Genomic DNA, 527 nt, shown 5'->3' with positions numbered 1-527 from the left:
AACGAAATTGGTAATCGCGTAAACAAAGCCCTCGATGAGTTTGAGCCACCGGCAAGCACGGGTGTAGTGGGCAAACCGAAGAAGACGGTAGCCAATGAATTAGAGCCACCGAAAGGGAATGATTTGAAGGAGGCTCAAAGTAAAAAACTTTCTAATTCAACCGACAAAATATACAGCTCAAATTTACTCAATAATCGCAAGATATATAAAAACGATCTTGACTTTACGTCAGAAATAGCACAAATGTTGATTCAAGTATTAAAGATAAAATTGAAGATGATAATAGCTTTAGGAATAACCCTTCGCTCCAATATTAGTATGAAAAATTTAAAAAAGAGTACTGGAAACTTAGAGCAAAAGATTTTGAGTAGGTAAATCTGTATGAATAAATATAGTGAGTTAATCCCCCTGTGTCAGGATAGTTGTCGCCTCTAACTTTTAATAGAGGCAGATAAAAATGAGACGTCGATTTACACAAGAATTTAAAGTTCAAGCGGTTGAAAAAGCATTATCTCAATGTGATGATG

At 35.5% G+C, this 527-nt stretch carries 1 pseudogene; it reads left to right on the top strand.

What is annotated here, in order from left to right:
- Positions 1-375: pseudogene (locus tag H5158_RS22795) on the top strand (hypothetical protein); the annotation flags it as partial.
- Positions 376-527 lie beyond the last annotated feature (152 nt).

Origin of the sequence: Pseudoalteromonas sp. SR45-6 (assembly GCF_014163545.1) — a bacterium.
Taxonomy (GTDB): Bacteria; Pseudomonadota; Gammaproteobacteria; order Enterobacterales; family Alteromonadaceae; genus Pseudoalteromonas; species Pseudoalteromonas rhizosphaerae.
This window is presented reverse-complemented; position numbering and strand designations above follow the sequence as displayed.